Origin of the sequence: Veillonella sp. AF13-2, assembly GCF_003603295.1 — a bacterium.
Lineage (GTDB): Bacteria > Bacillota > Negativicutes > Veillonellales > Veillonellaceae > Veillonella > Veillonella parvula_E.
The window spans coordinates 428,923-455,033 of the sequence record NZ_QTMT01000002.1; the positions used below are offsets into that span (position 1 = coordinate 428,923).

At 39.1% G+C, this 26,111-nt stretch carries 12 protein-coding genes and 1 pseudogene; 11 read left to right on the forward strand and 2 right to left on the reverse strand.

From position 1 onward, the window contains the following. Positions 1-95 precede the first annotated feature (95 nt). The 11 genes from DWV85_RS05820 to DWV85_RS05870 all read left to right on the forward strand — a co-directional run bounded on the left by DWV85_RS05820 (position 96) and on the right by DWV85_RS05870 (position 24,963). Positions 96-7,667 carry an ESPR-type extended signal peptide-containing protein gene (locus DWV85_RS05820; protein WP_123138277.1) on the forward strand — a complete coding sequence of 2,524 codons (7,572 nt, stop codon included), beginning with the start codon at positions 96-98 and terminating at the stop codon, positions 7,665-7,667. Positions 7,668-8,028: 361 nt separating this feature from the next. Further along, positions 8,029-10,419: an S-layer homology domain-containing protein gene (locus DWV85_RS05825; RefSeq protein ID WP_123138284.1), complete on the forward strand. Its 2,391-nt coding sequence runs from the start codon at positions 8,029-8,031 to the stop codon at positions 10,417-10,419. A 303-nt stretch (positions 10,420-10,722) separates the two neighbouring features. After that, on the forward strand, positions 10,723-11,298 hold the full coding sequence (locus DWV85_RS05830) for an S-layer homology domain-containing protein (protein ID WP_243632532.1): 576 nt from the start codon (positions 10,723-10,725) through the stop codon (positions 11,296-11,298). Between the two features lie 31 nt (positions 11,299-11,329). Further along, positions 11,330-11,818: a hypothetical protein gene (locus DWV85_RS05835; protein ID WP_123138278.1), complete on the forward strand. Its 489-nt coding sequence runs from the start codon at positions 11,330-11,332 to the stop codon at positions 11,816-11,818. Positions 11,819-12,073: 255 nt separating this feature from the next. After that, positions 12,074-17,869 carry an ESPR-type extended signal peptide-containing protein gene (locus DWV85_RS05840; RefSeq protein WP_123138285.1) on the forward strand — a complete coding sequence of 1,932 codons (5,796 nt, stop codon included), beginning with the start codon at positions 12,074-12,076 and terminating at the stop codon, positions 17,867-17,869. A gap of 262 nt (positions 17,870-18,131) precedes the next feature. Beyond that, positions 18,132-18,419: a YadA-like family protein gene (locus tag DWV85_RS05845; protein ID WP_123138279.1), complete on the forward strand. Its 288-nt coding sequence runs from the start codon at positions 18,132-18,134 to the stop codon at positions 18,417-18,419. Positions 18,420-18,622: 203 nt separating this feature from the next. Then, complete coding sequence (locus DWV85_RS05850) at positions 18,623-19,270, forward strand: hypothetical protein (protein ID WP_123138280.1); 648 nt, start codon at positions 18,623-18,625, stop codon at positions 19,268-19,270. A 1,132-nt stretch (positions 19,271-20,402) separates the two neighbouring features. Further along, positions 20,403-21,821 (forward strand): hypothetical protein, encoded by a 1,419-nt coding sequence (locus DWV85_RS05855; protein WP_060919909.1) that lies wholly within the window; start codon positions 20,403-20,405, stop codon positions 21,819-21,821. Then, the gene (locus DWV85_RS05860) at positions 21,818-23,077 is read left to right on the forward strand and encodes a hypothetical protein (protein ID WP_123138281.1); all 1,260 of its coding nucleotides are present in this window, start codon (positions 21,818-21,820) and stop codon (positions 23,075-23,077) included. The genes DWV85_RS05855 and DWV85_RS05860 overlap by 4 nt, the downstream gene beginning before the upstream one ends. Positions 23,078-23,201: 124 nt before the next feature. Beyond that, entirely contained in the window at positions 23,202-24,398 is a 1,197-nt protein-coding gene (locus DWV85_RS05865) for an AAA family ATPase (protein ID WP_060919911.1), read from the forward strand. A gap of 7 nt (positions 24,399-24,405) precedes the next feature. Continuing rightward, positions 24,406-24,963, forward strand: coding sequence for a hypothetical protein (locus DWV85_RS05870; protein WP_060919912.1), 558 nt, complete (start codon positions 24,406-24,408; stop codon positions 24,961-24,963). 113 nt (positions 24,964-25,076) lie between these two features. Here DWV85_RS05870 and DWV85_RS05875 read toward each other — a convergent pair whose 3' ends face one another. Both DWV85_RS05875 and DWV85_RS05880 read right to left on the reverse strand, forming a co-directional pair. Next, positions 25,077-25,856 (reverse strand): IS3 family transposase, encoded by a 780-nt coding sequence (locus DWV85_RS05875; protein WP_123138282.1) that lies wholly within the window; start codon positions 25,854-25,856, stop codon positions 25,077-25,079. Continuing rightward, positions 25,834-26,111: pseudogene (locus DWV85_RS05880) on the reverse strand (transposase); the annotation flags it as partial. The pseudogene DWV85_RS05880 and the gene DWV85_RS05875, both read right to left, overlap by 23 nt.

Below are 26,111 nucleotides of genomic sequence, written 5' to 3' on the forward strand. Positions count from 1 at the left end.
ATGAACCTGATTATCATCAGTGTATGTTATAAATGTATAATTAAAAGTTTTTAGTGTGTTTCAAATTATTATGTTGTTAAAATAGGAGTGATGTAATGAATCGAGTCTATAAGGTCGTGTATAATCGCACAAAAGGTCAATATGAAGTAGTGTCAGAATTAGCAAAAAATGGGGGTAAGGCGAATGGCAACCCTCTATTAAAGTCTATTTCGACTTCAGCTAAAGGCTTAAGCAGAGCGTTGTTGGTAGGTATGTTCCTCATGGGAGGAATCTGCGGTGTTCAGGCGGAAACGATTAATGACGGTGATAAAATTGTTGCCGGCCCTAACATTTCTGTAACTAAGGATGCTGCAACTAATACGATTACCGTTGCTGCGACAGGTGTTGCTACTACCGCTGAAATGGCAACAGCTACAACAAATATTACCCAAAATAAGACAGATATTGGGACTAATAAAGCAGCGATCGAAACGAATAAGACAGCTATTGCTGCAAATAAAACTGCGACTGAAACCAATAAGACAGATATCGCTAAAAACAAAGCGGCTATAGATACTAATAAAAATGCTATTGCAGCTAATACTGGTTCTATTAATACTAATAAGACCAATATTCAAGCAAATACTAATGATATCAATACAAATAAGACCAATATTCAAGCAAATACTAATGATATCAATATAAATAAGACCAATATTCAAGCAAATACTAATGATATCAATACAAATAAGGCTGCAATTGGAACCAATAAGACAAATATCGATAAAAATAAAGTCGCCATTGATAAATTGGAAGAACTCAATACTAAATTGGGGTTAGATCCAACTAAACCGGGCATGAAATATTTCAGAGCCAACTCTACAGGTGATGATGCACAGGCACTAGGTGATGATGCAATTGCTATAGGTGTTAAGTCTTATGCGCGTGCTCACGATTCATTAGCTATCGGTAATGATGCTCGAGCTTCTGGCAGTGCTAGCACAAGTGTTGCTATAGGTAATAATGCAGTTAGCGGGTCCTTTGCGGGCATGACAGCTGATGGCAACAGCTCCGTTGTCGTTCTTGGTGGTGGGCACTCCAGCGTATCCATTGGTGATAAAGCTAATGCACGTGGCAATACTTCTATCGCTATGGGTAAAAGGGCCACAGTTTACAATGATGGTGCTAATACTCAAATTGTGAGCAATAGCATGGCAATCGGCACTGATGCTAAAACTATTGCATCAAACAATGCCATAGCTATCGGGAATACTACTACTGTTGAAAAGAACAGCAATAGTGCGATTGCTATCGGTGATGGGACAATTGTTAGAAGTGAAGCCGGTGTTGCTATCGGTAAGAAGACCGTTGCATCCGGAGAAGACAGCTTATCTTTCGGTACGGAAGCGAACGCCGGCAGTGCAGGCGCAGTTGCAATGGGTAAAAAAGCTTCGGCCGGTCAAGCGAATTCCGTTGCCATCGGTACGGAAGCATTAGCTAATGCAGGTACAGGCATTGCCATTGGTAATAAGGCTGAATCTACCGCTACAGGTTCTGTTGTTGTCGGTAATAATGCCGGTAAAGGTATGGTCGGTGACTTATTGGGTGCTAAGGGATCCCATGTTGTCATTGGCGATAGTGCCGGTCATGATATAGATGGTCAACAAAACATCGCTATCGGTTACAAAACCGGCGAAGCCGTTAAAAGTGATCATAATGTGGCTATCGGTTCCGAAGCCGGTACAAATATAGGTTCTACCGGTAATACATCAGAAGGCAAAAACGTATCCATCGGTTATCATGCTAATAAAAATAATGCACCTGTATCTAGAATTCAATCTACTGCTATTGGTAGTGAAACTATAGCGGCTGATGATGCAGTAGCTATCGGCTATCAAGCTAGTGCTAATGATAATGGCGCTACCGCAATCGGTTTTAACGCAAGAGCAACAGGTGCTGCCAGTGTTGCAATCGGTCAAGGTGCTCGCTCTGAAGATGGCAATATCGCTCTTGGGAATAGTTCAGTAGCGACCGCTGCTATGAATACGGGTACCGGATATTTAACCGGTCAAGCAAAACCAAGAAACGTGGTTTCCGTAGGTGACACCGGTGCATTGCGTCGTATCGTAAATGTAGCCGATGGTTCTGCGGATCAAGATGCAGTTACAGTAGCACAATTGAAAAGATCCATTGATGATACAGTGGCTCGTGTAACGAATGCCGGAGCTGGTGGTGCCGGCAATACCGGGATATTCTACGATACCGTAACCACAGGCCCTGCCGATAATAGCATTACTCTTCGCAACACGAGCGGTAAAGGTACTATTGTCCGCAATGTGGCACCAGGTGTATTAGATACCGATGCTACTAACGTAAAACAAGTTAAAGAATTGGTAGATACTTCAAAAACGCATTATTACTCTGTAAAATCATCGAATAATAATAACTTTAACAATGATTTGGCTTCCGGTGTAGATTCCATGGCTGCCGGTGTGAGTATTAAGGCATTAGGCGAACGAAGCGTTGCTATTGGTAATAACAATGAAGCTCAAAGTACGGGCAGTATCACTCTTGGTGTAGGATATTCTGACGGCAATGCTGCAAATGGTCTAAAACAAACACTTGCCGTTACCGGTTATGAATACAACATGGCTATCGGTGCCGGTGCTCAATCCGCAGGTAATAGCTCCATTGCTATTGGTACACTGGCTACATCATCCATTAAAAACAAAGGCGATGCGGTAGATAAAGCGATTGCCATCGGTTATTCCGCAGGCGTATCCGACAGCAAGGCGATTGCTATCGGTAGCGATGCTAAAAGTAATAGTAAGAGTGCGAGTGCATTAGGTGATACAGCACAAGCTTTAGCTAATGATGCTCTTGCTATCGGTACACAAGCACAAGCATCCGGAAGTACATCCGCTGCAATTGGTGCAAGAAGTGCCGTATCCGGTGCCAATACATATGTGGTAGGTAGTGATAACAGCAACAATCCGGCAGGGACTGGAGCTACTATTACAGCTACTAATTCCGGTGTATTCGGTAATCAAAACCGTTTAGAAGGTAATAAGAATAGACTTGTCGGTAATAGTAATACCGTTAAATTGGAATCCATGGCGTTATTGACAACACCTAAGAAAATCGAAGATGTGATGATCACCGGTAATGATAATACTGTTTCCGGTGATCCTGATGCGTCTACTCAAGGCGATGCAGGCAATATCCTCGGTATTTCTGTAACAGGTTCCAAGAATACTATTCAAGCCAAAAACAGTGGCAACAAAGATCTTAAAAATATCGGTATTGTAGGTAATAACAATACTATCGACACATCCAATACAGCACGTGATCTCTCCGATACTCAAATATTGGGTAGCGATGTGACGGCAACATTGGGTAATTCCGTATACTTAGGTAGTAGATCCGCTTATGTAGCAGCCGGTGACAGTACAAAAGGCATGGATGCATACACAGGTAACGGTACCTATAACTATGCGGGCGGTACACCTGCAGGCGTAGTTACTGTTGGCTCCGTAGGCAAGGAAAGACGAATTCAAAACGTGGCAGCAGGCTTGGTAAGCAATACGAGTACAGATGCTATCAATGGTAGCCAATTGTATAACCATACATTACCATTGCGCTTTGGCTCCGACAATTCTACAATCGGTGCTACCGCGGCGGCTGACAATAATGTAATACACCGTGGTTCCAATCAAGCTATGTCTATCCTTGGTGGTGCAAACGGAAATAATTTAACTGATAATAATATCGGTGTCGTTACAGAAGCCACAAATAATAAGATGACCGTAAAATTAGCGAAGGATCTCAATGGTCTTAATACCGTGAATGCTAATACGGTTAAAACTGGCGATACTACGATGACAACGAATGGTGTGACTATCAACAACGGTCCTAAGATCGTTAAGACCGGCATCGACGCAGGCGGTAAGAAGATTACTAATGTAGCTAATGGTACTGATAACAGTGATGCAGTTAACTTCGGTCAATTAAAATCTCAAAGTGATGCATTGACTGCAAAAGGCTTCGGCATCAAAGCGGAAGACGGCAACAAGGTTCATAAAGCTCTTGGTGAAGATGTTGACGTGATTGGCGATGGTAAGAATATCTCTACAAAGGTGGACGGTACATCCGTTCGTGTAGCTATGAAAGACGATATTACCGTGACCAGCGTAACAGCTCAAGATGGCAATGGTAACAAAACCGTTACTAATGCAAACGGTGTAACGACTGAAGATAATGCAGGCAACAAGACCGTTGTTAATAAAGACGGTATTACCATCAATAAAGCAGACCCAACAGGTAATAAGACCGTATCTTTAACAGGAGATGGCCTAAATAATGGCGGTAACCAAATCAAGAACGTAAAGGCGGGTACAGACTTAACAGATGCTGTCAACCTTGCTCAATTACGTCAGGAAATCAGCTCCAATGCGACTAAACTTGTGGACGGTAAAAACACAACCGTTGAAGGCGACGGTTCCGCTAATAATCCGTATAAAGTCAATGTAAGCGACGACTTAGTGCTTGGTAAGAAGGGGGCTGATGGCAAAGACGGATCTATCGGCGTTAACGGTAAAGACGGCTCCGCTGTAGTGATCAACGGCAAAGACGGCTCCATCGGATTGAACGGTAAGGACGGTGCTAACGGCATCTCCATCAAGGGTGGCGAGGGCAAAGCTGGCGTTGACGGCACTAGCATCACACGCCTCGTTGTGGAAGAAAAGAATGGTACTAAACATGACGTAGCTACATTGGATGACGGCATGAAGTACGGTGGTGACACAGGAAATGTCATCAATAAGAAACTTAATGAACAAGTAAACGTAGTTGGTGGCATTACGGATGAAGGTAAATTGACTACCGATGACAATATCGGTGTTGTATCTGACGGTATGAACAATCTGAAAGTACGGTTAGCTAAAAAACTTACCGGCTTAGAATCCGTTACGACCGGCAATACGACTATAGATACCAATGGTATTACCATCAATAACGGTCCTTCTATGACGACAAATGGTATCAATGCTAACAGCACAAGAATCCAAAATGTTGCCAATGGCACCAGCGATACTGATGCAGTAAATCTTGGTCAATTAAAATCTCAAAGCGATGCATTGATTGCAAAAGGGTTCGGTATCAAAGCGGAAGACGGCAACAAGGTTCATAAAGCTCTTGGTGAAGATGTTGACGTGATTGGCGATGGTAAGAATATCTCTACAAAGGTGGACGGCACATCTGTTCGTGTCACTATGAAAGATGATATTACCGTTACTAGCGTAACGGCCCAAGATGGCAATGGTAACAAAACCGTTACAAATGCAGACGGTGTAACGACTGAAGATAATACAGGCAACAAGACCGTTGTCAATAAAGACGGTATTACCATCAATAAGGCAGACCCAACAGGCAACAAGACCGTATCCTTAACAGGAGATGGCTTAAATAATGGGGGCAATAAGATTACGAATGTAGCTGACGGTGTTGATGATAAAGATGCAGTTAATAAATCTCAATTGGATAATGCAACTGCAGCTGCGACTACTACCGTAACTGCCGGCAATAATATTATTGTTACAAAAACTACAAATCAAAATGGTTCCACGAACTATGAAGTTGCTCTTAAAGATCAAGTGACATTGGGTTCAGATCCTACGAAACAAATCGCGCTTGATGGTACTACAGGTACGATCAAGGCCGGCGATAAGGTTACAATCGATGGCAACAAAGGTAATATTATTGCAGGTAAAGTGGCGATTGATGGTGAAAATGGTATCATCAAGGCCGGCGATAAGGTAACTATCGACGGTAAAGATGGTAAGATTGATGCCGGTAAAATCGCTGTGAACGGTAAAGACGGCTATGTTACAGGTCTAGAAAATAAAACATTTGATCCTGCTAATATCGTTAGTGGCCGAGCTGCTACAGAAGATCAATTAAAAGCATCTCATGACTCTTTAAATCAAAAGATTACCAATATGGGTGATGAAATCACGAAGAAAGGCATGGATTTTGCAGGTAATACAGGCGAGTTCCACCGTGATTTAGGTCAAAAGGTTACTATTAAAGGCGAAGGTACCGAAGCGGATGATAAATATTCCGGTGAAAATATCAAAACCGTAGCTGATCAAGCGGGTAACATCACCATCAAGATGGCGAAGAACATCAAAACCGATAGCGTAACTACTGATAAGGTGAAGGTTGGTAAAGATGGTCAAGACGGTGTTTCCATTACGGGTCCTAACGGTGCTGACGGTACAGATGGAAAGGTAGGTATTTCCGGTAAAGACGGTAAAGATGCTGTATCTATGTCCGGTAAAGACGGCATTGGTCATATCGGATTAAACGGTAAAGATGGACGCAGTGCTGATATCACCGTTGAAAAAGGAGATCCTAACCTTGATGACAAAGAAATCACTCGCATCAAGTATAAAGATGAAGATGGTACGACTCACCAAGTAGCAACCAAAGACGACGGCATGAAATACGGTGGTGACAGCGGTAACGTTATCAAGAAGAAGCTTAACACGCAAGTTAATGTTAAGGGTGGCATTTCCGATGAAAGTAAATTGACGGATGAAGCTAATATCGGTGTTGTTTCCGATGGCACAGATACCTTGAAATTGCGCTTGGCGAAAGACTTGCAAGGTCTTAACACTGTAAATGCTAATACAGTTAATGCTACAACTGTAAATGCTACAACTGTAAAAACAGGTGATAGCAGCTTAAATAATAACGGGTTGACTATCGAAAACGGTACAGCTGGCAAGACTGTTTCCGTTACTAAAGATGGTTTAGACAACGGTGGTAACAAGATTGTAAACGTAGCACCTGGTGAAGTTTCCGCAAACAGCACAGATGCTGTAAATGGCAGCCAACTATATGGTTTAAGTGGTCGTGTTTCTAAATTAGGTACACAAATTAATCGTGTAGGTGCTAGTGCCGCTGCGTTAGCCGGTTTACATCCGCTAGATTTCGATCCTGATGATAAATGGGATTTTGCGGCTTCCTATGGTAACTATAAAGGTACAAATGCCGTTGCTATTGGTGCATACTATCGTCCTAATGAAGACACTATGGTCAGCGTAGGCGGTTCTTTCAGTGGCGGTGAAAACATGCTTAATGTAGGGGTAAGCTGGAAATTTAGTCAAAATAATACGGTATCTCGTTCACGCGTTTCCATAGCAAAAGACGTGTTGGGCTTGAAACAACAAGTAGAAATGTTGACTAAGAAATTAGAAGCTTACGAATCCGGTCAAGTTCCGGTACCTGGAAACGGTTCTCGTCATGCCATGGTATTCCCTGATGTTCCTGAAAATCACTGGGCATATCAATATGTTAAGACATTGGGAGAACGTGGATACTTACAAGGGTATCCTGATGGAGAATTCAAAGGCGATCGTACGTTAACACGTTATGAATATGCGGCCATCATCTATAGAGCATTACAGAATGGTGCTCCTGCAGATGGAAACATGGCTCGTTCTGTTGATGAATTCGGTTCCGAACTCGAATCTATCAGAAATATCGATAGATTCCGTGTGGATCGTGTGTCCGGCGGCGATAATGATCGCAATAAGGTAGAACGTGTTCGCATCAACGATAAAGACGATGTTGACCAAAACGACTACAGAGATAACTATGGATCTCGCATTGAAAAAGCAAAATAATCGATGTATCATAGCATATTATTAGGGAAATGAAATACTATTTCTCACTAAGAAAAAGGAAATGACATAGCATTTCTCACAAAAAAAAGAGATGGCTGATCAAAGGAGATTGGCCATCTCTTTTTGTATTCATATGGAAAGTTTATGAAGTAAAATTAATAAATGATATATGTTATATTAGACGTTTTGTCCTCTTTGTTAAAACGGTTTAGCCTATATTTATGAGGTTTTGCAACGAGTTATGTAAAACGTTTACAGATTTTTTCAATGTGCTATAATATTCATGTAATTATCATGATTTTGTGAAAAAGTTTCGCCGATGGAGACGAAGTTAATGTTTATGAAATGGGGATTGAACGATATGAACAAACGGAAACGTTTATTAACACTGTTAATTAACGGTGTATTAATGTCTAGTCTTTGCATTGCCTATGCGGCACCTGATAATAATCCGGGTTCCGGTAGCGGTGTGGCTATTGGTACAGGAAGCAATGCGCCAAAAGCGGAAAATGTGGCTGTTGGCAAGGGCGCCGGCATCAGCTATTCCAATGGTGCAAGTAATGCTACAGGCGATATTGTTGTAGGTAATGGTGCTAATATCAATAACTATGCGAGCCAAGGCGGTAGTGTTGCCATCGGTAAAAATGCAAAAATCGAAAACATGGCAGGTGGTGTAGAAGCAAGCTTTGCTCTAGGCCAAACGACTTTCAGCGGAAGCTGGTTCTCATCTGCTAGAATTCCTGCAGATCCAACAAAGGTTGTGGGCAGTGTTGCTATCGGTGATAATACATTTGCACGTACCGGTAGCACCATGATCGGTTCTCATAATTACAAAGGTAAGTTGGGTGATATCGATGTAGATAGTGCTACGACTAGAACCTATGCTCTTAATGCATATGCTACAACCATCGGTGCTAACAGCTTCAGCAATGGCGCTTTCACTACCAATACAGGTGTGTATAACATCATGTCCAGTGAATATAATGGTGGCCGTTTGGCTAATCCACTAAAGAATTTTGGTGCTACGATTACCGGTTCATTAAACAGCATTGAATCGCAAACTGCTACTAACCGGTATGCAGGTATTGCGAACAGTATCGTAGGTACAGCGAATAGAACATTTAATTCCAACGGTTCCATCGTAATGGGTGCCGGCAATGAGATTACAAATTCCATTACTACCATTTCGGCTCCAAGTGACGGTGGTAATTCTGCCAAGGCGTTAGCTGATAACTTGCGTGGTGCTATTAAAGACTCTAAGAGCGGCGGTGCTACCATGGCTCTCGGCGGTGGTAATAAGGCCGACTATACATTGCGTACATCCATAATCGGTGTGAACAACACGATCACGGGTGCTAGTGGTGATGAAAGCACCAATAACCTTTCCATGGGTGTTGATAATACAGCGGATAAGGTTAAAAATACAACCGTAATCGGTACGGAAAATAATATAACTAACTCTACAGGAACGCTTGTTCTTGGCGATAAACGTACCATAACGAACGCTAACCATGCGGTTGTTATGGGCTCCAGCGATAACGGCACAACGATGAATGTCGATGATGCGGTAGCCGTAGGCCATAATACAGATGTTTCCGTAGCAGGTGGTGCCGCTATCGCTAGTGAAGCAAAGGCAGGCGTTGACAAAGGTGAAGTTGGATATGATCCAAGTAAAAAGGCTGCATCCACTGAAACGAACGCTACATGGAAATCGACGCGTGCTGCAGTATCTGTCGGCGATGTGGACAATGGTGTGACTAGACAAATCACGTCTGTAGCAGCAGGTTCCAAAGATACAGATGCTGTTAACGTGGCACAACTTAAACAATTACAAAACCAAGTAAATTCTGTTGGTTCAACAACTGTTAGCGCAGGTAATCACATTAAAGTAGATGCTACGACAAACGGCAATGTTAAGGACTACAAGGTTAGCTTGGCTGATGATATTACTAATCAAATCAACAATAACACAACGAATATCACGAACATCCAAGGTGATGTTAACAATATTAAACAAGATGTAACTAACATTCAAAATAATATTACAAATATCGGTCAAAATATTTCTCGTTTCGATAGAAAAATCAATCGAGGTGTAGCAGGTGCTGCCGCTCTTGCCGCTTTACATCCATTGGATTTCGATCCTGATGCAAAATGGGATTTCGCAGCCGGTTATGGTCATTTCCACGATGGTAATGCTGCTGCATTAGGTGCTTTCTATCGTCCTAATGAGGATGTACAACTCAGCATCGGCTCCACATTGGGTAACGGTGAAACCGTTGTTAATGCCGGTCTTTCCGTGAAAGTCGGCGCTCATAGCAATGTATCCCGTTCTCGTGTAGCTGTTGGCAAGGAAGTGTTGGAACTTAAGAAAACCGTGGCTGTACAAAATGCGCAAATTCAAAAATTGACTGCCATCATCAATAGCTTGGCAGGCATGAACATGAAGGCGGATCGCACTACATTATTCCCGGATGTACCTAGCAATCACTGGGCTTATGATGCAGTATATGCACTCTCCGAACGTGGATTGGTAGAAGGGTATCCTGACGGTACATTCGGCGGAGACCGCATGATGACTCGTTATGAATTCGCTCAAATCGTATACCGCGCTATTCAAAAGGGTGTAAGCGTAGATGAACGTCTCGTAACGGAATTTGGTCCTGAAATGGCATTGTTCCGCGTGGACACAGTTGCAAAAGACGCTAACGGTCAACCAACTATCGAACGTGTCAGAGTCAACAAAAAATAATTAATCAGATACAGTATTAAGTTTTGTTTATATTGATTGATGTATCGCATATTGATTAATAGGTATAAATTATATTAGAAATAATATAATTAAAGACTTATATACTAGCATATTATCTGATAAAAATAGACAATAAAAAGGGTAGTAACTGTCGAAGTTGCTACCCTATTTTATTATTGTCTTTAGACTGGTTCGAGACGTAGTCGCGAATCATAAAACCACCCGCTATGCGGGTGCGGCAACGAAAGTTATACAAAAAAATCACCTTGCTTAAGTATAATGTAGGTGTTCAAGTCGCATTATATGCAAAAGAAAGGTTTGAACAGTGTAACTACCGGTAATACTGTTATGAACAGTGATGGCTTGACTATCAATGGCGGTCCTAAGATTGTTAAGGACGGTATCGATGCCGGCGTTAGCTTGAAACTTGGTCAAGGCAATCACGTATCTACTTCCAGAGTAGCTATGGCGAAAGAACTTAAGGATCTTCGTGCAGAACTTGAAAATATGAAGGGCGCACTCATAGAAGTTTCCGAAGGTAAACAGCTTAATTCCTTGGATTTGGATAAGATGCAACTCTTCCCAGATGTGCCTGAAAACCACTGGGCATATGACTATGTGGCAACATTGGCAGGTAATGGCATCATCGTTGGCTACCCAGACGGTAAGTTTGGCGGAGACCGCATGATGACTCGTTATGAAATGGCTGCTTTGATTTACAGAGCTATTCAAAACGGTGCTGTTGCCGATGAACAAATGGCTAGAGCTCTTAAAGAGTTCCAACCAGAACTTGAACGTATCAGAGTGGATACTATTTCTAAACATAAAGATGGTACTCCTGATATTCAACGTGTTCGCGTTATCAAAGGTCGCGGTTAATCGAAGCGAAAGGCGTTCATATGAAAAAATTGTGTTCTCTTGTGATTGGAGTGTTATCAATACTATTGCTGTCGGGGCCTATGAAGATTGCCTTCCAAATCAACCTATGGTGAGCTACAGAAAAGATGTTGAAGATTCTTCTTCAAAGATAATGACACGGAAACCTCCTAAGGTTGAGATAACTCGTGATGCAGGCTATTTTCAAGGTCCTGTAAAGAGCGATCTTAACAATTGGTATCAAGTCAATCCTGGCGCTTTACGCATAGATCAGCTAGATGGTTATCAAGTTGCGTGGAATTTATCCGGGATTCCAATGAGGACTAAAATCTGTACCGTTGGTAGAATTATATCCTCTGCGGAAGGCGGACTCATGAATTTCCGTACGGCTCAAGGGACTACTATTCTTGTAGATCTCAATGGTGCAGTTGTTCCTATGGGACAACGGGTAACCATTTTGGGGATTATCTCCTCTCCGTCGGTATTGATGATTCAGTTCGTACACAGCATTGGCAGCGAATGAGATAAAGGATCTTTTTAAAAATAAAACCAAATAAACTTTTCTCCGGAAAGAGCTTTTATCAATACGATGCCTTGGAATGGGGCTGGACGGTCAATGACAGAACGTCAATATATCATTTACAACCTATAATTTTATAAAATCTTTGTAAAAAACTTTGAGTTATGTCTCCTTGAATGTATAATAGTAGTATTGAGGAGACATAGCTCATTTTGTTTTTTTAGGGAGTGTGTTTTTCAATCCAAAGGGAGGATAATTATAAATCACATTTATAAAGTAATTTGGAGTCGAGTGAAGCATTGCTACGTAGTGGTTTCCGAAATCGCTACTAATGGTGGAAAAAGCAGAATTATTTTTGAAAAGAAAAATGCATCATTCGGTGCACTTTTATGCGCTTTTGCCTTGGCAGGATGTTTAGTGCCGAGTGTGGTGGAAGCATCATTTAATGCGGGGATTGGATCTTCTGTATTCCATCAAAACAGTATTGCTGTAGGGGATACTGCTAAGACTACACAAGAATATACGGTGGCTCTCGGTAGCAGAACACAGGCAACTGATATATATGCTATCGCTATCGGTGACCAAGCAAAAGCTACAGGTCAAGGGGCGACGGCTATAGGTTCTTTATCTCTATCTACGGCACTACATTCTCTTGCTGTTGGTGATCAAGCTCATGCTACGGGTCAAGACAGTTCGGCATATGGTCTTAAATCTCAAGCTACCGGATTGGCCAGTGTAGCAGTGGGAGCCGATGCTAAGGCAAACAATGAAAATGCAATCGCCATGGGTAACACATCTACTGTAACAGGATTAAATGCTATAGGAATTGGTTCCTTAGCAAATGCGGCAGGTACTCAAACGGTCGTAGTAGGACGTCAGGCCCATTCCGATGCAAACTCTGAAAACAGTGTTGCTATAGGTCAAGGCGCTCATGCAGGGGGACAAAAAAGAGCAAACGATCCTTATTCTGCAAGCACAATTGCTATTGGTAATGTAGCACATGCAATGGAAAATGGCGATATTACTATTGGTCGTCAAGCTACAAGCTCGGTATCCAAATACCATAATCAAGAAGGATCTGGTGCAGTTGTCATGGGGGCGGAAGCTCATTCTTACGGCTCTCGTGGTGATGTAGTTATTGGTTCCGGAGCGGAAGCCAGCATCATTAGAAAGAGCGTTACCAATCCTGATGATCATCCTGAATACTCTCAAGGCACGGCTATCGGTAGTATGGCAAAGGTGTATGGCACTCAATCTATAGGTATCGGTGGAGATGTAAGAGCTATTGGTCATTCCTCTATTGCCATCGGTGGGGATGATATTGAAACGGCGAAGCCTGATTTGAATACAGTAGTGCCTGATATGGCGGTTGCTGGTACACAAAAAAACTTTAATCGTGAACTAGCCGCTCTATACCCTGGAACTACATTGGGATCTGGTGCACTTAATGATAGTAAAAAGTATGTAAATACCGCTTCTATCGGTCATGGCAGTATGGCTATCGGTATGATGACGCAGTCTCTTGGTACGGGTTCCACGGCAATCGGTGTTAACTCATTGACAAAAGGCGTTGCCAGTACAGGTATCGGTGTCATGGCACGAAGCTGGGGTAAAAATTCTCTTGCCGTAGGTAGCCAGGTAGGTGCGTATGGTGACAAAGCCATATCCATTGGTGATACGAATACAGTCGGTTTCGATATGACCGATGGCGCTACATCCGGTACTAAATCTGCTGCTCTCGGTGTAGAAAATAAAGTGTATGGAAGCAATTCCTATGCTATTGGTGATGGTAATACGATTGGTTCCGCGACTATTACGGAAACCACAGAAACTAATGGCGATAAGATTAAAAAGGTTACTGCCGGTACGGTTAAAGGTAATACGGCAGGCGCTTTCGGTAATAAGAATACCATCACAACGGATAATGCGTATGCGGTAGGTAATAATTCCACAGCTTTTGCTGATGGGGCCATGATTCTAGGGAGCACTGCATCCGTAACAGGAAAGAATGGTGTAGCTCTCGGTAACAATACAAAAGTAGCAAATGAAAATGCCGTAGCTATCGGCAATGGTTCTGAAACAGCGGCAGCAGTGGCGACACAATCCGCAACGATTAATGGAGAAGCTCATAATTTTGCCGGTGTAAATCCGACTTCCACGGTGAGTGTAGGCAAGGCGGGTGCAGAACGGACCATCACTAATGTGGCGGCCGGTCGTATTTCTGCTACATCGACTGATGCTATTAATGGTAGCCAATTATATGCGATAACTACGGAAATAGATAAGGGCGTAGTTTATGCAGGTGATGTAAAAGCTGCTGCGGCTCCGGATAATAAGTTTACCCAAAAACTAGGTACTCAAACTAATATTGTCGGTGGCGTGACAGATGAGTCTAAATTGAGTGACAACAACATCGGTGTGGTATCTAATGGTACAGATACATTAAATGTCAAATTAGCTAAAGATCTAAATGTAGAGAGCGTAACAACAGGTACTACGGTAATCAATAATAATGGATTGACCATTGGTGGAAAGAGCTTTATTACTCCGAATGGTATCAATGCCAATAATGCGCCTATTACGAATGTTGCCGACGGCAACGTAGCCCCTAACTCCAAAGATGCAGTTAATGGTGGTCAATTGAACGAAGTAAAAGAATTAGCCGGCAAACATACCATTGTGAAGGTAGATGGACAAGAAAACAGAACTGACGGAAACTTGCTCATCGCTAAGACTGACAATAATGGTCAAGCTACTTATGATTTGAAGTTAAATGATAATCTAGCGATCGGTAAGGAAGGTCCAACAGGTAAAGATGGTTCCATCGGAGTCAAGGGTAAAGATGGTTCTGCTGTTGCTATCAACGGTAAAGACGGTTCCATCGATCTTAATGGTGCAAATGGTGCAAACGGTCTTACTATGAAGAGCGGTGACGCGAAACCGGCTGTAGATGGTACCGGTATTACTCGTCTCGTCCTTGAAGAAAACGGAGTGAAACACGATGTAGCAACCCTGGATGATGGCTTACAATTCACAGGTAACAATGAAAACACCGTTAATAAACACAAATTAAATACCTTGGTAAAAGTACAAGGTGAAGGTGTGACACAGGCGGATTCTGATAATTTTGCAAGTGCGTCCGGCAACATCAACGTAAAGGCGAACGGTACAGACAAATTAGAGCTTCAATTGGCAAAAGATCTTAAGAATCTCGACTCCGTAACGGCAGCTAAGACTGTGAAAGCAGGCGATGCTGTTATGGGCGGCCAAACAGTGACTAATGCAGCGGGTGACAATGAAACCGGTAATTATGTAACAGGTTTAGATAATAAGACTTGGAATCCGGATAAAATTGTATCCGGTCGTGCTGCCACAGAAGATCAAGTGAAAGATGCTATAGCGGCTCAAACGGCTACGGGTCTTAAGTTTGATGCCAATGTGGGCGGTGTGAAAACTAATAAATTAGGCTCCACTGTGCTTGTGAAAGGTGAAGGCACTGCAGCCGATAACGATTACAGCGGTGAAAATATCAAGACTTTCATCACCCAAGATAATGATGGTAATACTACTATTAACGTGAAGATGAATAGAAGTCTCCTAGCTGATTCCATTAAGGTCAATAAAAAAGGTAAAGATGCCAAAGATGGCGTTACTCTTACAGGCCCTGACGGAGCAAACGGTACAGACGGTAAGGTAGGTATTTCCGGTAAAGACGGTAACGATGCGGTATCTATGTCCGGTAAAGACGGTATCGGTCACATCGGCTTGAATGGCAAGGATGGCCGTAATGCTGATATGATAGTCGATAAAGGCACTCCTGATCTTGACGGTAATGAAATCACTCGTATTAAATACACCGATGAAAATGGTACCCCTCATGAAGTGGCAACCAAAGATGATGGTATGATGTACGGTGGTGATTCCGGTACTGTTATTAAGAAGAAACTTAACTCGCAAGTCAATGTTAAGGGCGGTATCACTGATGAAAATCTATTGACCGATGAAGATAATATCGGTGTTGTTTCTGATGGTAACGATACATTGAAATTACGCTTGGCGAAAGATTTGCAAGGTTTGAAATCTGCAACTTTCAAAAATGGTAATGTTAATACTGTTATCAACGGTGACGGTATGACCATTACTGAAAGAACTCCGGCTGGTAACAATTCGGTGAGCCTCACTAAAGATGGTCTCAATAACGGCGGTAAAAAGATTACCAATGTAGCTGAGGGTACTGATCCTAATGATGCAGTCAATGTTAATCAGTTGAAAAAAGCGACTGATGCAGCGACTACTACAGTAACTGCCGGCAACAATATCACTGTTACACCAACTACTAATCCTAATGGTTCCACGAATTATGAAGTTGGTCTTAAAGATCAAGTGACATTGGGTTCAGATCCTACGAAACAAATCGCGTTTGATGGTACTACAGGTACAATCAAGGCCGGTGATAAGGTTACAATCGAAGGCAACAAAGGTAATATTACTGCAGGTAAAGTGGCAATCGATGGTGAAAATGGTATCATCAAGGCCGGAGATAAGGTAACAATTGACGGTAAAGACGGTAAGATTGATGCAGGTAAAATCGCTGTGGATGGTAAAGACGGCTATGTTACCGGATTGGAAAATAAAAAATTTGATCCTGCGAATATCGTTAGCGGTCGAGCTGCCACAGAAGATCAATTAAAAGCATCTCATGACTCTTTAGATCAAAAGATTACCAATATGGGTGATGAAATCACCAAGAAAGGCATGGATTTTGCAGGTAATACAGGCGAGTTCCACCGTGATTTAGGTCAAAAGGTTACTATTAAAGGTGAAGGTACGGAAGCGGATGATAAATATTCCGGTGAAAATATCAAAACAGTAGCCGATAATAATGGTAATATCACTATCAAGATGGCGAAAGACATCAAGGCTGACAGCGTAACTGCGAATACGGTTAATGGCGGCACAGTGAATGCTGATAAGGTAAAAGTTGGCAAATCCGGTCCTGATGGTGTAACCATTACCGGTCCTAACGGTGCTGACGGTACAGATGGCAAGGTAGGTGTTTCCGGTAAAAATGGCAAGGATGCGGTTTCCATGTCCGGTAAGGACGGTGTCGGTCATATCGGCTTAACAGGCAAAGACGGTCGCAATGCGGATATCACTGCTGAAAAAGGCGATGAAGATCTTAACGGTAATGAAATCACTCGTATGAAATACATAGATGAAAATGGTACACCTCATCAAGTGGCAACCAAAGATGACGGCATGAAGTACGGTGGTGATTCCGGTGCTGTGATTAAGAAAAAATTTAATGAACAAGTCAATGTTGTGGGCGGTATCTCTGATGTTAGCAAATTGTCCTCTGAAGATAACTTAGGTGTGGTATCCGATGGTACCGGTAACCTTAAGATTCGTATGGCGAAAGACTTAAAGGGACTTGAATCCGTAACGACTAAGGATGCTGCAGGCAATACGACTGTTGTAAACGGTGGCGGGATGACGATTACACCTTCTACAGGAAATTCCGTAAGTCTTACTAAAGACGGATTGAATAACGGCGGTAATAGAATTACCAATATAGGTCCTGGTGTAAACGGTACAGATGCTGTTAATATGAATCAATTGAATGGTTTAATGAGCGATATGGAAGGTCAGATTGCAGACTCCGGTGCGGCTAGTGCGGCTATTTCCGGTCTTAAACCGTTACAATACGATCCATTAGAACCTACTCAAGTAATGGCTGCGTTAGGTCACTACAAAGGTAGCACCGCTGCTGCTTTAGGTGTGGCTCATTACACTAATGAATCCACATTGTTCCACATGGGTGTATCCCTTGGTGGTCATGACAATATGTTCAATGCGGGCGTATCTTATAAATTCGGTACATCCGATGCGAAGAAAGCCGTTCCGGAACGTTATAAAGGCGGTCCAATCAGCTCTGCTTATGTAATGCAAGATGAAGTGACAGCTTTGAAAGCGAAGTATGAAAAAGTACAACGCGATAATGAAGAAATGAAAGCACAAATTGCATTCTTGATGGAACAATTGGGTAACAAATAATATGATAAACATATTGATGTAATATGATATGAAATCACATATTCATATTGTAGTGCCATAAAAGGCGCCAAAAGCATTTTGCTTTTGGCGCCTTTTAGTATTTTATGAATTTACTCTTGCTTTTATTGGGGGTATTCGTACATATTATCTATCGAGTATATGTTGCATATATGTAAGGATAATTCATTATCGATTTAATATAAACGAATGAAATTAGATATAAACGAATGTGAGTAGAAAGAAAAAATTTTTAGTTGGTTTTATGCGAAAAAAATGGTACATTTGGAAGGTAAAAGTCGGCAATTATAGGGGCGAAACTGCGGCCGCTTTAGGTGTTGCACATTACACAGCAGAAGATACTATGTTCCATGTAGGGGTATCTGTTGGCAGCCATCACAATATGGTGAATGCCGGTGTAACCCGTAAATTTGGTACTTCCGATAAAAGAAAGGCGATCCCGGAACGTTACAAGGGGGGGCCTATTAGATCCATGTATGTAATGCAAGATGAATTGACGCAATTGAAAGCTGAGAATGCACTCATGAAATAACGTGACCAAGAATTGACCGCTAAGTACGATCAAGTGCAACGAGACAATGAGGAAATGAAGGCTCAAATTGCATTGCTCATGAAACAAACAGGACTTACTAAATAATTTGTACTTGGAAGTATTTGATTTTTGTTATATTCTATTTATGTAAGGAATATGAAGTCCGCTCATTTGGCGGATGATTATAAGGAGGATTAGGGTTTATGAAATTAATGAGATTTATGCCTATTTTAGCGCTTGCCTGTGTATGTGTTGCAGGTCAAGCTGATGCAGCTTGCGATACATTGATGATGCGTGAACAAGCACCGTTACCTTTAACTAATATCGAGCAGGAAGTAGTTCTTCCTGTTCCTAGTGAAGAAGTGCGTGACGTAGTAAGGGATTTCACACATTTTCAATTGAATCAAGCCGGTAAGCTTATCAAAGACGATACCAATGTTGTGTCCGGGCAAGAACGTTATAGTAATAATGCGCTTTATTATATGAATGTCCGCCGCAGCTGGTACATCGTGAGTCATCGCTATAAAGAAGACAGCTATGCACGCGTGGCTTTAGATCGTTTGTATAATGACTATAAAAAGTTCTTTGAATCACATACTACGGTATCTGAAGCGGGTAGAATGGAGTATGCACAAGAAATCATCGATATCTTGGATCGTAATACTGCCGGAATTAAAAATGATGAATTGCGCTTTTACATGAATGAAATGGTTATTTTCAGTTTGAAACAATCTATGAAAGATGGGAATAATCGTGTGAAAGTTGTTCAACAAACAAATGAACTGGCAGCTGAAGGGGATCGTGTAGTTAATCTTCGCAAAGCTATCAACACAGAGGAAGCTCTTGACTAATATGGTTGAAAGTTTACTCGAATAGCAAGTCATATAATAGCTTGTATAGTAATTCTCATAGTGACTGAACTATATTCATACTTTTTAATTAAGTGCTAAGGGGTATCATTTTGGTATCGCCTTAGCACTTTTATTATTGTCTTTAGACTGGCTCGAGACGTAGTCGCGAATCATAAAACCACCCGCTATGCGGGTGCGGCAACGAAAGATAAACTTAGTGTAAAAGAATATGAGGACCCTTTTAAGGGTAGCAAGTAATACATATCCCCTTTAAGGGGACCGTTACGAGTCAATGGCTATGTGGCTTGAACGTAGTGAAAGCCAGCGCCTTTAGACGCTGGCCTAGTAATACGGGCTTATAGCCCGTGAGCAAACCACCCGTTTTACGGGTGGTTCTGATTTGGCTCTAAATTTATTTGATTTGTTTGCTACTAGCAATATTCCTATATTAAGTTCTATAAAAACAACTGCTGAAATTATACATGATATACCTAATATGATTTTTTATCAAAGCTAGATTATTTTATTAAAGCTATATAGAGGATACAAAGAATATATTGACTTGAAAATTATTTTGTATATTTGTTAATGCTATTGAACTTTTGTTAGTTCAAGATATAGAATTTATACTAACTTGTGAAAAAAACGGAGGATATTTTGTGAATCGATAAAATCATTCAGTATATTTGATGAATTAAAAGATGGAACAACATTAAAATTGGGTCTTATGCCTGATAGTTTAGAGGTACCAATAGATCAAAATTTGAAAATATTATTGAGTTATTTAGAAACAAATATAGATTAATTAGTAATAATATCCTCAATTGTATTTTTATTATTAGAATATGAATATCTTAGTGATATTATTTATAAGTTTTATGTGGAAATAATAAATAGTTAGGACTAAACTATTAGTTAAGTTGAGGGATGGTAAAGTTTATGTAGAAAAGAAAAGAACCTCCTAGCGACGAAAAGTCCGTTATAGGAGCACAGCAAATTACCTATTTTACGGCTGGTTATGATCGTTGAATATATACAATTACATATTTTAGCAGGATTTTATTCTCTCTTTATTGAAACGTATTAATAAGTATTTTGTTGATACGTTTTTATATATTAGGAGGGTTTTTATATGATTGAAGATAGGATTGTTTTTGACGGAGAAGAGATTCTTTGTATATATCACAAAGGGATTGATGATTTTGTCACTGTTAATCATGAGGAACGCACTACACTAGATGGTAAACTATTAGAATTCATCGAACAAAAAGTAGACAGTGATATTGTGCTTAATAAGGTGAGTTCATTGGCATCTATACAGGGGGTGTTATCTACTGGAGAGGATTTGAATCCTTATGGCCATAGGGCATCAGCACATTGTAGTCATTATATAGTAGCTAATAAACTATCATTTTTGTTATATAGCGATGAGTTTACATCTAATGATGCTAACGTATTGGTAGAACTATTTGATTTTATTAACACATATTGTGGTTTACAATTTAAAAAATATCCATTACATTTAGGGGATATTTTTATCTTTGAGCCTATTCCTGTAGAAGGACGGGGAAATGAAGTAGATGGGGTTGATGGTCTTACGCTTACAAATCTTCCTGTAGATTCTATGCTTATTGTACATTTTAAAAGTTATGATGATTTAGGTGATACTGAGTATATTGTTGATACGGCTATTATTAATGTTGAGAGTGGGAACAGAAGCATTAATATTAGTTCTGAGCATCCTTGGCAAAGTTTTGATATATTTATATATCGTGAAGGAAAATTAATATATAAATCTATTGATAACTCTATTATGCGTTTGATACATATGACGATTGATATACAATGTGAACCTGTGGAGTTATCTTTTAAACGATTAGGGAAAACAACTATTCAACAACCTAGTGAAAAAGGAACTTTTACAGTGGGAAAGATGATTGAGCCGAAATTGTTAAGGAAATATAATAAACAAATTGTTGATAATATGGCCTTGTATGTGGATGATGTAAATAAAATATTGTATGGTGGAAGTGATGAAGATATACAAATTGAAAAAGATTATATAATTAGACAATTGGAACATGCTGCTGATGAGATTGTTATTTGTGATAGTTATTTTACCGATTATCGGGATGATAAGGACAAGGATAAGATTTTTGAATGGCTTGCTATTTTGGCTAATATGTCGGCAAAATCGAAAACTATTGTTTTCTATATTACTCGAAAAGATGGGATTAATCGAGCTTTTACAGCAGATGAGTTATTAAGACATATTCCTTTACATCGAGCAGTAGCAAATTATTATCGGAATCATAATAATAGTTTAGGCATACGTTGTATTGAAACAAAAATACCGATTCACGATCGATTTATATTTACGAGGACAGATAAAGATGTACAATGTCTTGTTGTAGGGACATCATTCAATTCGTTAGGTGAAAATTTTCATTGTATTCATAAATATACAGGGACTACAGCTAAATCACTATATGAAAATATAATGAACAATGCAGTACAACCTCATATGGATGGGGAGGCAAAGCTGTTATGAGTGAATTAAATGTACATGTTAAATATGATACTTTAAGTGCTTTATATGATTTATTTAATGGAATAAATTCAAATGTATTTGACTTATATAAAGATTACTGGCAACGAGAACTAGATATGTTTCGTGGGAATATTGAGAAAATTCAGTCACCCTTGGATATTGTATCTATGTTAATGGTATGGCTTGTTATATATCCTAATGATGAGGCTGTAGTAAGGACCTTTATAGATCAACATCATTTAAAAGGTAAATTATATGGTGGGCTAGTTCGCTTACTATCAAGCAAAAATCATAAAATAAGGCCTTGTATTGATGACCGTTCTCATAATTTCATGTATCATGCGATTGATACGCAATATATGGAATGTCGTCATTTAGAATATAGTTATAAATTTCTATTTATTCTTGTTGATATATTACATGATATAGATATAGATAAGTATATTGACTTATTAGGAAAAGATAATACATACTGGTTAGTATTCCATCATATTATCAAGTATCGAAATAGTCGTATCGATACTTTACTATGTTCTACCAGTTTTGTTACAGCGAGTATTGCATTTTATTCATTAACACAGTATTTAAACGGTTTAATCACTAAGTATAATAATAATATACGATTGCAGAATCAAAATTTAGTAATACATAGCTTGCCAGGAGATAGTTTATCTCAAGATGAAATTAAAGAGAAGATAGAGCGATTGTATCAAGCCATTTGCTTTAGATTACAGTTGAAGAAAGCTCCTTATTTGTGTGAATTATTGATGTATCATGTATTGGAAACTAATCGGGTATATCATGTAACTGGTCAGCTACTGCTTAATGATACATTAATACAATCATTATTTAGTAATTCATCATTAGAAAATATGAAGGAGAATTGGAAACAAGTTATATGTGGTGCAAAAGAATTGTTGATTTATTTTAGAATATTACAAGTAGCACAGTTATCGTTAGATGTATTGGATAAATACTATCGTCTAGGTATACAAATATTAACTGACTTAATAAAGAATAGAAGTATATTATTAATTGAAAATAGTAGTGATAAACTTTTTGTATTTGACTATGAATATATGAGAATTGTGATAGGCATGTTATCTAATAATCTAAGAATAGAATTAAAAACAATATTACTTCACTATAGAGATTCTCTATATGCATCTCCATTGGATCGATTAGTAAGATATTCTTTATATATACGAGATATCTCTCGATATGAGACGATTCAGAAATTATTAGAGGTCATATAAATGTTATTGACAGGTGTTGTTATATAAAAATAGAATTACAAAATCTTTTTTTACTTTTTTGAACAAAATAAATGTTTTAAATATGTTGCTTATGATATAATAATTAAAAAAAGGGGGTGTTATAGTGCGGTTGTTAGGGTTTGAAATACATAATACTAATTTGTTTGGTAAAAATTTACATATTGATTTAGTAGCAACTGATAAAGTAAGCCAATTACTTACTGATAATGACAATATAGAAAGGGCTTATAGGATTGATAGTGGAGCATCTATTTATTCCCAAAATATAATAGCTTTCACAGGTCTTAACGCAACAGGTAAGACCACGATTTTAGAAGTTATTCAGATATTGTTACAGATTGTGGCTAATGATGCTAGGTTGAATGATCCTCATATCAAATTAATTCTTCAGAAAATTCTAGGAAATGCTGATGGTACAAATGAAAAACCAATCATTTTTGTTATGTGGTTTGAAATTGGTAAACAAATATTAGAGTTAACATCTTCAATTATAAAACGATATAAATTGGATGATGAATATGATTTTGTTTATAAGAATGAGATATTGAAAGTACGATCGTTCTCAAAACTAACTAAAAAGAATCTATTTAATTTTGTACGCTCTAAGGTTGTTAATCAACGTACCGATTTTGAAGATGCTAAGTTTTTACTTGATGACATGAGTATTGCGAGTATGTTTAAGAATAAGGCAACAAAGGTACTTTGTTCGTTTGAAAAATATAATACCGTTCGGAATATACGACCTACAATTCCTGATGTGTCGATTATACAGTGTTTTGATAGTGCAATTAGTTGTATTGAACAGTCAGAGGGCAAAGATAAATACAAATTGAAATTCAAAAAAGATGGTGATTCCGAGTATAATCTATCTTATGATGAACTAGAATCCATTTTATCTTCTGGAACTGTAAAAGCATTGCACTTTTTTCCAGCTCTCCAATCCGTATTGAAAGCAGGAGGGTATATTCTATTTGATGAGATAGAAAATCATATTAATAAACGCCTTGTAGAATGGATTCTATCTTTATTTGAAAATCGCGATTATAACCCACATGGGGCCTGCTTGATTTTTACAACTCACTACCCAGAACTATTAGATACTTTTGTAAGAAAAGATAATATTTATATCACTCGTAAACGTAATGATGGAACATTAGAGGCTGTTAAATACAGTGATGAAATTGAACGTAATGAATTACTCAAATCAAATGTCATTTTAGGTAATTTAATTAAAGGGACAGTGCCTAAATATGCATCTATGAAAGCAGCAGAACAGGCGTTAGCGGGTACTGTTAAATAGGTGTTGTATGTCTACATTAACAGATATATGTGAAAATCATTATATTATTTTCTTTTGTGAAGGCCGGAATGAAGAAGATGCCTTAAGGTGGCTATCTGAAGAAGAAAAGTTAACTTTAGATGTAAGTAGTTGTAATTTTGATAATTTAAGAAAATTGCGCACTCGTAAACAACGCACTAAACATTTACAAGAAATACTGCGTAATGATTATGATAAACCACCAGTACTCATTTATATATTAGATAGCTTGAAAGAAACGATTACGTTACCTAGAGAGTTTCGGGAAATTCCTATCTATTATATATATACGTACCCTGAGTTTGAGATTTTATTTATTATACATATAAAGGAATGGAAAACATATAATCGGCAAAATCCTAAACCTAAAGCATCTGAATTTGCCCAAGGCTTTTTCGATTGGGATATAAAAACTGAAGGTTCAGTTAAGCGTGTGTTTGAATTTGAGGTTACTAATTTAGTGGAAGCAGCTCATTTGTTGAAGGTACAATATAATAAAATACGTGATTTGAGAGATAAATATGGTCTCTATGATTTGTGTCATTAGTTTTGTATTACGAAGGTAAAAACTTATAGTAATAAGGCTGTCCTAAAATGTGATTTATGATCTGCACCCATTTTCTTGGACAGATATAATTAAGCTACTTTTTGGGAATGAGTTCAGTATTCTACCGGACTCATTCCTTTTAATTTGAGCTTAATGCGTTTTGTATTGTAATAATTAATATAATCCTTTAATTTGTTGATAAAATCTTCATAGGAAGCAAACTTTTCTAAATATAACAACTCTGACTTTAACAAACCAAAGAAGTTTTTCATCACGCTATTATCCAAACAGTTTCCTTTTCGAGACATGCTTTGGATGATAGCGTGATTTTTTAATGTTTCTTGATAAGTACTATGCTGGTACTGCCAGCCTTGATCTGAATGTAGGATGCAGCCTTTGCTATTTGGTCTATTCCTAAAGGCTTTATCCAGCATAGATAATACCTGTGTTAATACAGGTCGTTCTGATATTTCATAGGATACAATTTCACCATTATATATATCTAAGATTGGTGATAAATAAACTTTACGCCCAAACACGTGAAATTCGGTAATATCTGTGGTCCATTTTTGATCTGGCTTTGTTGCAGTAAAGTTCCTCTTAATAATATTGGGAGCGATTTTTCCTTCAGTACCTCTATATGAGCGGTATTTCTTTAGGCGAACTTTACATGTTAAGTTTTCTTCCTTCATAATACGCATTACAACTTTATGGTTTATATGAATGCCTAATTTATGCAATGCTATTGTAATTCGGCGATACCCATAACGACCTTTATTCATCGCCACAAGTGTGCGAATAGCTTCTCGTTCCTCTGCATATTTGTCTCCACTTTTTAAGCTAGCTAAACGTGCATAATATGTACTACGACTAATGCCAAAGTACTCGAGCATAAACTGAAGGGGGTATATTTTTCTTAATCTTTCGATGGCAATTGTTTGTGCTTTTTTTTACAGCCTTATTGGGTTTAGCTATTTCACGCATTTCTTTCATAAAGTCATCGTAAAAAGACATTTCATATTTCAACCGAGCAATTTCAGCTTCTAGTTCTTTTATCCGTTCTTTGTCTGATTTAATACTTTGATCTTTTGTGGGTGGTATTAGTTCTTTCGGTTGCATAGATGGTCTACCTTTAGGTTTAGGTTGTA

What these genes read in the sequence shown, in the direction of transcription:
- DWV85_RS05820 (WP_123138277.1), top strand. Translation starts at nt 96, where the DNA reads ATGAATCGAGTCTATAAGGTCGTGTATAATCGCACAAAAGGTCAATAT.
- DWV85_RS05825 (WP_123138284.1), top strand. Translation starts at nt 8,029, where the DNA reads ATGAACAAACGGAAACGTTTATTAACACTGTTAATTAACGGTGTATTA.
- DWV85_RS05830 (WP_243632532.1), top strand. Translation starts at nt 10,723, where the DNA reads ATGCAAAAGAAAGGTTTGAACAGTGTAACTACCGGTAATACTGTTATG.
- DWV85_RS05845 (WP_123138279.1), top strand. Translation starts at nt 18,132, where the DNA reads ATGCGAAAAAAATGGTACATTTGGAAGGTAAAAGTCGGCAATTATAGG.
- DWV85_RS05850 (WP_123138280.1), top strand. Translation starts at nt 18,623, where the DNA reads ATGAAATTAATGAGATTTATGCCTATTTTAGCGCTTGCCTGTGTATGT.
- DWV85_RS05855 (WP_060919909.1), top strand. Translation starts at nt 20,403, where the DNA reads ATGATTGAAGATAGGATTGTTTTTGACGGAGAAGAGATTCTTTGTATA.
- DWV85_RS05860 (WP_123138281.1), top strand. Translation starts at nt 21,818, where the DNA reads ATGAGTGAATTAAATGTACATGTTAAATATGATACTTTAAGTGCTTTA.
- DWV85_RS05870 (WP_060919912.1), top strand. Translation starts at nt 24,406, where the DNA reads ATGTCTACATTAACAGATATATGTGAAAATCATTATATTATTTTCTTT.
- DWV85_RS05875 (WP_123138282.1), bottom strand. Translation starts at nt 25,856, where the DNA reads ATGCTCGAGTACTTTGGCATTAGTCGTAGTACATATTATGCACGTTTA.